At 44.9% G+C, this 7,609-nt stretch carries 6 protein-coding genes; 4 read left to right on the forward strand and 2 right to left on the reverse strand.

What is annotated here, in order from left to right; all coding sequences use genetic code 11:
• Both PENNN9_RS09695 and PENNN9_RS09700 read left to right on the forward strand, forming a co-directional pair.
• Positions 1-850: histone deacetylase (locus PENNN9_RS09695; RefSeq protein WP_058369491.1), on the forward strand; the 850-nt coding region annotated here is incomplete at its 5' end.
• A gap of 41 nt (positions 851-891) precedes the next feature.
• Entirely contained in the window at positions 892-1,098 is a 207-nt protein-coding gene (locus tag PENNN9_RS09700) for a DUF2905 domain-containing protein (protein WP_058369492.1), read from the forward strand.
• A gap of 124 nt (positions 1,099-1,222) precedes the next feature.
• On the opposite strand, the gene PENNN9_RS09705 is transcribed toward PENNN9_RS09700, so the two are convergent.
• Together PENNN9_RS09705 and coaBC are read right to left on the reverse strand one after the other, a co-directional pair.
• Positions 1,223-2,005 (reverse strand): sulfite exporter TauE/SafE family protein, encoded by a 783-nt coding sequence (locus PENNN9_RS09705; RefSeq protein WP_058369493.1) that lies wholly within the window; start codon positions 2,003-2,005, stop codon positions 1,223-1,225.
• 51 nt (positions 2,006-2,056) lie between these two features.
• Positions 2,057-3,493 (reverse strand): bifunctional phosphopantothenoylcysteine decarboxylase/phosphopantothenate--cysteine ligase CoaBC, encoded by a 1,437-nt coding sequence (coaBC, locus tag PENNN9_RS09710; protein ID WP_058369494.1) that lies wholly within the window; start codon positions 3,491-3,493, stop codon positions 2,057-2,059.
• 139 nt (positions 3,494-3,632) lie between these two features.
• Between coaBC and radC the strand changes: the two genes are divergently transcribed.
• Together radC and PENNN9_RS09720 are read left to right on the forward strand one after the other, a co-directional pair.
• Positions 3,633-4,313, forward strand: coding sequence for a RadC family protein (gene radC, locus PENNN9_RS09715; protein ID WP_058369495.1), 681 nt, complete (start codon positions 3,633-3,635; stop codon positions 4,311-4,313).
• A 308-nt stretch (positions 4,314-4,621) separates the two neighbouring features.
• On the forward strand, positions 4,622-7,531 hold the full coding sequence (locus tag PENNN9_RS09720) for an acyl-CoA dehydrogenase (protein ID WP_058369496.1): 2,910 nt from the start codon (positions 4,622-4,624) through the stop codon (positions 7,529-7,531).
• Positions 7,532-7,609: the final 78 nt, after the last annotated feature.

Raw genomic sequence — 7,609 nt, forward strand, 5'->3', positions numbered from 1 at the left:
TCCTGAGCGACTGCTTAGTGAAGGGACTATCACGACCGAGAATTTTTTTGCACCAAAGCGTCTGACAGAAGACGAAATCTTAACCACCCATACTGAGGGCTATTGGCATAAGCTTAAAACCCAAACCTTGCCACGCAAAGAAGCGCGCCCTATTGGCTTTGAGATGACCGAAGCGTTAGTAAATCGTGGTCGCCATATCGCCCACGCCACTTATGAATGTGCGTTATATGCTCAGCAGTACGGGGTGTCAATGAATGTCGCGGGCGGTACCCATCATGCATTTGCCGATCATGGCGAGGGATTTTGTGTCTTTAACGATGTTTGTATCGCCAGTAATTTACTATTAAATCGTGGACAGGCGCAGAAAATTTTGATCGTTGATTTGGATGTCCATCAAGGCAATGGTAACGCCAGCATTATGGCGGATGAGCCGCGCGTTTTTGTGTTTAGTATGCATGGCGCCAAGAACTATCCGTTTCGTAAAGAAATATCCGACTTAGATATTGAGTTAGATAACGATACGGGTGATGCAGAATATTTACAGATTTTGATGGATACGCTGCCACGCCTAATTAGCGACGTCGCACCCGATATGATTTTTTATCAGTCTGCGGTCGATGTGCTCGCAACTGATAAGCTGGGTAAACTTGGCTTAACACAAGGGGGTTGCAAGGCGCGCGATGAATATGTGTTGCAGCAAGCAAAAGCCGCTAACATTCCAGTCGCTATCGTCATGGGCGGTGGTTATTCAGAAGATGTTGAAGATGTGGTCGAAGCGCACTGTAATACCTTTCGGATCGCCCAGCAGCTATATTTTGGTGAGATAGCTGGCTCATGTGCAACGCATTAATAGTCGAGACAAAAGAGTAAAACAAGACTAGCGAGATTTATATGGCAAAAATATTGATAGTTATAGGCATTGTGCTGGTTATTATCGGCGTTATTTGGCTGCTGTTTCCAAGCGCGTTTTCGTGGATAGGTAATCTGCCAGGCGATATTAAGCACACCTCGGGCAACACACGGGTTTATTTTCCAGTGGTCACGATGATAGTCATCAGTGTCATCGCTACTGTCGTATTAAATTTATTCAATCGCTAACCTGGAAAGCACTCCCTTATTCAATCGCTAACCTGGAAAGCACTCCCTATAGTCAAATCACTTTAAAACTTATACCAGTAGCACGTAATTATTGATGCTTCGATTCTATTTGGTACTGACTATACTACAAAAACGCCGTAATCCCCTGCCAGCCTACGCGTATACCAAGTACCGTGAGAATCAATAAAATAAGCTGGCGAAAGCGTGCCTGCGGTAAGTAACGACGCAAGCGGATGCCAACTAAAAGCGTAGCAATAGACAAGACACTTAGCAGAGTAATCAACTGCCACTCACCACTGTTCAGCGCCATAATAGGTTCACGTAATACGACGATTTGAGCAATTTTACCCAAAAAATAACACATATTGCCGACTTTAGCGATGGTATTTTTATCGTTACTTGCGGACAATAAGTACATCATTAGTATGGTCGACATCGCGTTGGTCGCGCCGCCAATGACGCCTGCACCAAAGCCAACAATAATCAGCACCGGCTTGGTATCAAGTAGACGTATTTGCTTACCGAGTAATGCACTTATCACATAATAGCCAATGACAGCCGCCAATACCAATAAGATATAAGCACTATCTACCCACAGCAGTAGCTTTGCACCCAAAATACTACCGAGCAAGCTGGTTAAAGCGAGCAGCCAATAGCGTCTGCCATAATAGATAAAGTTTTGCCAAATACTACGGCCACCACCAGCTAGCCAAGTCATTGCATTCAGCAGTAATGACGGGAATATCACCAAGACAATGGCATGTGGCAGCGGGTACATACTGGCAAGCGCAGTCGTCGTTACAAGCGTTACACCCAGTCCACTAATGCCGTGTAGCAATGATGCTAGCGCAAATATCGCCATCAGTAATAATGTCTGAGTGCTACCGCTATCTGTCATGTCCATCATAATAGCCCTAACAGATATATCATTTGCGTCTTAATGCTAATAACTAAATGATTAACCATTAAGACGTTGCATCAAGGTCTCGCCGATAATAGTAGCGAGCTGTGCGGCAATCTTGTCCTTGCTTGCTTTCTCTAATGTCACTGTATCATGGGCATAGCGCTCTGAGAAAAACACTTGCATCGCATTGTCATCGCTGGCGAAGCCAATATCTGAGCGTGAGACGTCATTACAAGCAATCAAGTCCAAATCTTTAGAAGCCAGCTTACCGCGCGCGTAGTGCTCTACGTCTTGTGTCTCTGCCGCAAAACCGACGACAAACATATCCGGATAGGCATGTGAAATAGTCGCTAAGATGTCAGGGTTTTTCACCAGATTTAGTGTCATGGCATCTTGGGTTTTTTTGATTTTTTGTGGGGCAGCTTCTTCAGTACGATAATCAGCGACAGCAGCAGTGGCGATAAAGATATCAGCATGGCGCAAGTTATCTAAGGGCAATGTATCTAAGCGCAAAGTATCTAAGTCACTGTTTAACGTTATACTTCCTAACGCCATACTTTGCGGCTCTATCTGATTATCCGGCTCATGGCAATCACAATCGCCATGTTCGTGTTCATGGCTATGCGTATGGTAGTGCTCATGACTATCATTTTGCTCATGTTCAGCCAAAGCCAGTAAAGCAGGATGCGTACCAGCCACACATTGCTGAGCAGTCGTTAGCATCTCTGCGGCAGACAATACATCAATACGAGTGACCCCAAGCGGCGTTGGTAGCGCGACTTTACCGCCAGCGATTAATGTCACTTGCGCGCCTGCTTCTACGCAGGCTTGTGCCAGTGCAAAACCCATTTTTCCTGAAGAATGATTGGATAAATAGCGCACCGGATCGATCGCTTCAACAGTAGGTCCTGCGGTAATCACGACCTTTTTACTGTGTAGGTGCTGTGGGATAGTTTGCTGCGCGCTAAATAAACGTACTTCTGCTAACAATTGCTCAGGCTCAGGCAGGCGCCCTGCCCCTACATCACCGCATGCTTGCTCACCACTTGTAGGCTTAATAATATGATAATTCATATCAGCTAGCGTCTGTACATTTAAGCTTACCGCTGGATGAGCCCACATTTGCTGGTTCATCGCTGGTGCAATCAATACTGGTGCGGTAGTTGCAAGGCATACCGTTGCTAGTAAGTCATCAGCCATTCCCATTGCCAATCGAGCTAAGGTATTGGCAGACGCAGGCGCGATAACTATCAAATCTGCCCACTTGGCAAGCTCAATATGACCCATGCCAGCCTCAGCACGCTCATCAAGCAATGAGATATGTACCTCATTACCAGTCAGCGCTTGCAAGGTTAGTGGTGTGATAAAGGCTTGCGCGCCTGTCGTCATAATGACGCGCACCTCAAACCCCGCTTTAATCAGTAAACGGGCAAAAACAGCAGATTTATAAGCGGCAATACCGCCAGTAATAGCGAGCACAACATTTGACATAGGCGTGGCATCAATAAAAAGTTAGAAGATAAAATTGCGTTTATAGTAACAATTATGCGATAAATTGGGGAAAGTTTTCTTCCCTAATCTTGTTTACTCTCTCATTTATTTAGTATCAACCCATATTTAAGGAAAAATAGTGGCTATAAAAGACTGGCACGAAGACGACAGACCACGTGAAAAGCTGCTGAAGTTTGGTGCAGCGCATCTTACCGATGCAGAAATTTTAGCAATATTTTTACGCACTGGTACTCAATCGCAGTCAGCTATCGAGCTTGCTCGTCATTTGATTGAGCAATTCGGTAGCCTAGCAGAACTCTTAGCGGCGCCGCAAGAGTCTGTCCTTGCCTGCCATGGTATCGGCCCTGCCAAATATACACAGATATTAGCTTCGCTTGAGATGGGCACACGCTATCTGGATAGTCAACTTAAGACTGGTCAGGCCCTTGGGCGTTCACAGGCGGTCAAAGACTATATCAGTACACAATTGCGCGGCGAGCATCGTGAGGTCTTTGCCGTACTTTGTCTCGATAATGCTCTGAATTTATTAAACTTTGAGATACTTTTTACTGGTGGCATCTCTTCTTGTTCAGTATGCATCAAGCACGTACTGCGTCATGCCTTAAGCCATGCAACCAGTCAGTTAATCGTGGCTCACAACCACCCTCATACTGATGCACAGCCATCGACAGCAGATAACCTGTTAACTTATGAGCTAAAAAAAGCCTGTGATTTACTTGATATCACTTTTATAGACCATATTATCGTTGGTCGTAACGACACCTTATCCTACGCTGAAAACTGCTTATCGCCCTTTTGACTTGTACGGTCCAATAGATCGTTTGTTTTATTTAAAAAATTAAAAAAGGTAAGTTGATACATATTGTCGACATAGCGTAGCATTTTGTCTATTGATAGTTTATGAGAACTATTTCATATTGGTAGATACAATTGTCTTTATAGCCTGATTTAATAAACAATAAGATTTAATAAAGCTTTAAAGCAAGGATAAAAAGCAGGCTCACAAACGATATGTATGATGGCTGTTTTATTATCGACCCTGATTATTAATAACACCTAATTTTGTATTTCTAAATTTCTCACTCACGTTTTGCCAAGGAGACAGTCATGGCGATTGGCTTATTTATTTTAGCAGTAATCATTCAGTTAGCCGTTGTCTTGGCCATATTTTTACTGTCTTTATCCCGTGTCACTGGTAGTATCGTTGCCATAATCACCGTCATAGTTACTGCGTTTATTAGCCCATGGTCGCTCGTATTGGGTGTTCCAATAGCACTTTTGTGTTTGATACTGTTGATTGCTCCCATACGCCAAGCGCTTATTACCAAGCCTGTCTATAAGGCTCTAAGCGGTGCCATGCCAAGTATGAGTGATACTGAACGTGAGGCGCTTGATGCGGGTACTAGCTGGTGGGAAAAAGAGCTGTTTATGGGTGCGCCAAACTGGGACACCTTTGCCAATTACCCTTATCCTGAGTTGTCTGAACGCGAACAAAGCTTCATCGACAATGAAGTTGAGACGCTATGTGCCATGCTTGATGAATGGGAGATTACTCAAGATTATAAAGACCTAACCCCGCAGACTTGGCAGTTTATTAAAGCCAATGGCTTTTTGGGTTTGATTATTCCTCAAGAGTATGGCGGTTTAGAATTCAGCTCTTATGCTCAAAGTCGCGTGATGAGTAAAATCGCTTCACGCTCTTCAACGGCTGCGGTCAGCTGTATGGTGCCAAACTCACTTGGTCCTGGTGAGCTGCTCATGCACTATGGTACCGATGAGCAAAAACAGCGCTGGTTACCCGGACTTGCTAAAGGTGAAGAAGTTCCTTGCTTTGGTCTGACGGGTCCTGAGGCGGGCTCTGATGCAGGCGCTATCCCCGATACAGGAGTGGTGTGCTACGGTATTCATGAAGGTGAGCATACGCTCGGTATGCGCATGAACTTCTCTAAACGCTGGATTACGCTTGCTCCTATCGCAACTGTCGTGGGACTGGCATTTAAAATGCATGATCCAGAAGGTTTGCTTGGCGATCCTAGCAAGACCGACTACGGTATTACCTGTGCTTTAATACCTGCTGATCACGAAGGCGTGATTATAGGCCCACGTCATTATCCAAGTGGCTCACCATTTATGAATGGTACGGTTGATGGTACGGATGTCTTCATTCCACTAGATTATATTATTGGCGGTGTCGAAAATGCTGGTCGCGGTTGGCGTATGCTCATGGAATGTCTTGGGGTTGGACGCGGTATCTCTTTACCAGCGCTTTCAACGTCAGCAAGCGAGATGAGTTACTTGTCGGTGAGTGCTTTTGCAAAGGTACGCGAACAGTTCAAAATATCGGTTGGTAAATTCGAAGGTGTCCAAGATGCCACCAGTCGTATGGCTAGTAATACTTATATGCTAGAGGCATTTCGTCATCTGGTTACTTGCGGTCTTAACCAAGGTGGTACGCCATCGGTGATGACGGCCATGGCGAAATACTATGCGACCGAGACTATGCGTGAAGTCGTCAATGATGGTATGGATGTCGTTGGTGGTCGTGCCATACAAATGGGTCCGCGTAACTTTTTAGCCTCTCTTTATCAATCTATTCCGGTCTCTATTACGGTTGAGGGTGCAAATATTCTGACACGCTCGCTCATGATTTTTGGTCAAGGCGCTATGCGTTGTCACCCATATCTGTTCGATGAGTTGCAATTACTACAAAGTGAAGACAAAAAAGACGCTCTAAAGCAGTTTGACAACCTATTTTTTAAACATTTAGGTTATACCTTTAACCGCGGGGCAAAAGCTTTTGTCGCAGGCTACGTCGGCGGTAGTAGTAACGCGCCAAGCTTTGCAGACAGTTTTACTCGCCCCTACTACAAACATATCAACCGCTTGAGCGCTGGCTTTGCCCTTACTGCCGATATGGCTTTAGGTCTACTCGCTGGAGACTTGAAGCGTAAAGAGATGATGTCGGGACGCTTGGCTGATATTCATGGTCATCTATTTATTGCCACCGCTATTTTGCAGTTTTACGAGCATGGTAGTAAGTCAGAAGCAGAGCGCTTACACGCAGAGGTCGCCCTACAAAATAGCCTATATACTATTCAAGAAGCCTTTGTTGCATTTTTTGCCAACTTCCCTAATCGGATGGCGGCCAATGTGGTTAGCTTTGTGACATTCCCAAGTGGACGTATCTTTACGCCAGCTAGTGATGAGCTCAAAGCCAAATTGGGTGATACCTTTATGGATGATCATGAAGCCAATCCATTTCGTGATTATCTCAAGACCATGGTGTACTACAATACTGATCCTGATGATGTTACTGGACGTATGGAACACGCTTATCAGACGCTGCTCGAAGTTGAACCACTATGGCAAAAGTTCAAAAAAGCAGAACATGATGATAGCTTTGAGGGCTTAACCTTTGAAGATCACGTAGTCCATGCCAGCCAAAGTGGTGTTATTACTGAAAGTGAGGCTGAGCAATTAATTAAATACAACGCACTACGTTTTGATTCTCTGCTTACCGATGTACTTGATGAACATCTTTTGCATGTACAAGAGCGCTTTAATCCTCATAGTTTAGAGAATGCGGTACATCAGCTGACGGATTATGCTGAGCTTAAAAGCGCGGCCCAAGCTCAAAACGGTATATCGGCCGATGATAATTCAATCAAAGATACTGAGTCTACGGGCGATGACAATCCAGCGCATGGTTATGAGACGGATGGCGATGTCAAAATGGCTGGCGAACAAAGTACGGTTGAGGAAGTTAAGGCACAAACCGACTTCGATGAAGCGAACCCTGAAGCTGAAGCACTTGATCATCGTAGTCGCGACGCTGAGTCGACGCTTAGCGAACGTATGAGTTACAATCATAGTAGAGGTATTGATACTCAATTAGACACAGATGATGGGCGTCTAAATGCTCACAGTGGGCATGAGAGTAGCGAGGGAGAAAACGTTTCTACGCAAGGCTCTAAATGGCAAGACGGTCTACGCCGTGAAGAAGACGATAAAGCGTAATCAATATTTTTTGAGTAACTGGGCAAGCTACAAAAACAAAAAAACCAAAAGCAAGGCTGTCAAACTAGGGCAGTCTTG

Source organism: Psychrobacter sp. ENNN9_III (assembly GCF_001462175.1).
Classification (GTDB): domain Bacteria; phylum Pseudomonadota; class Gammaproteobacteria; order Pseudomonadales; family Moraxellaceae; genus Psychrobacter.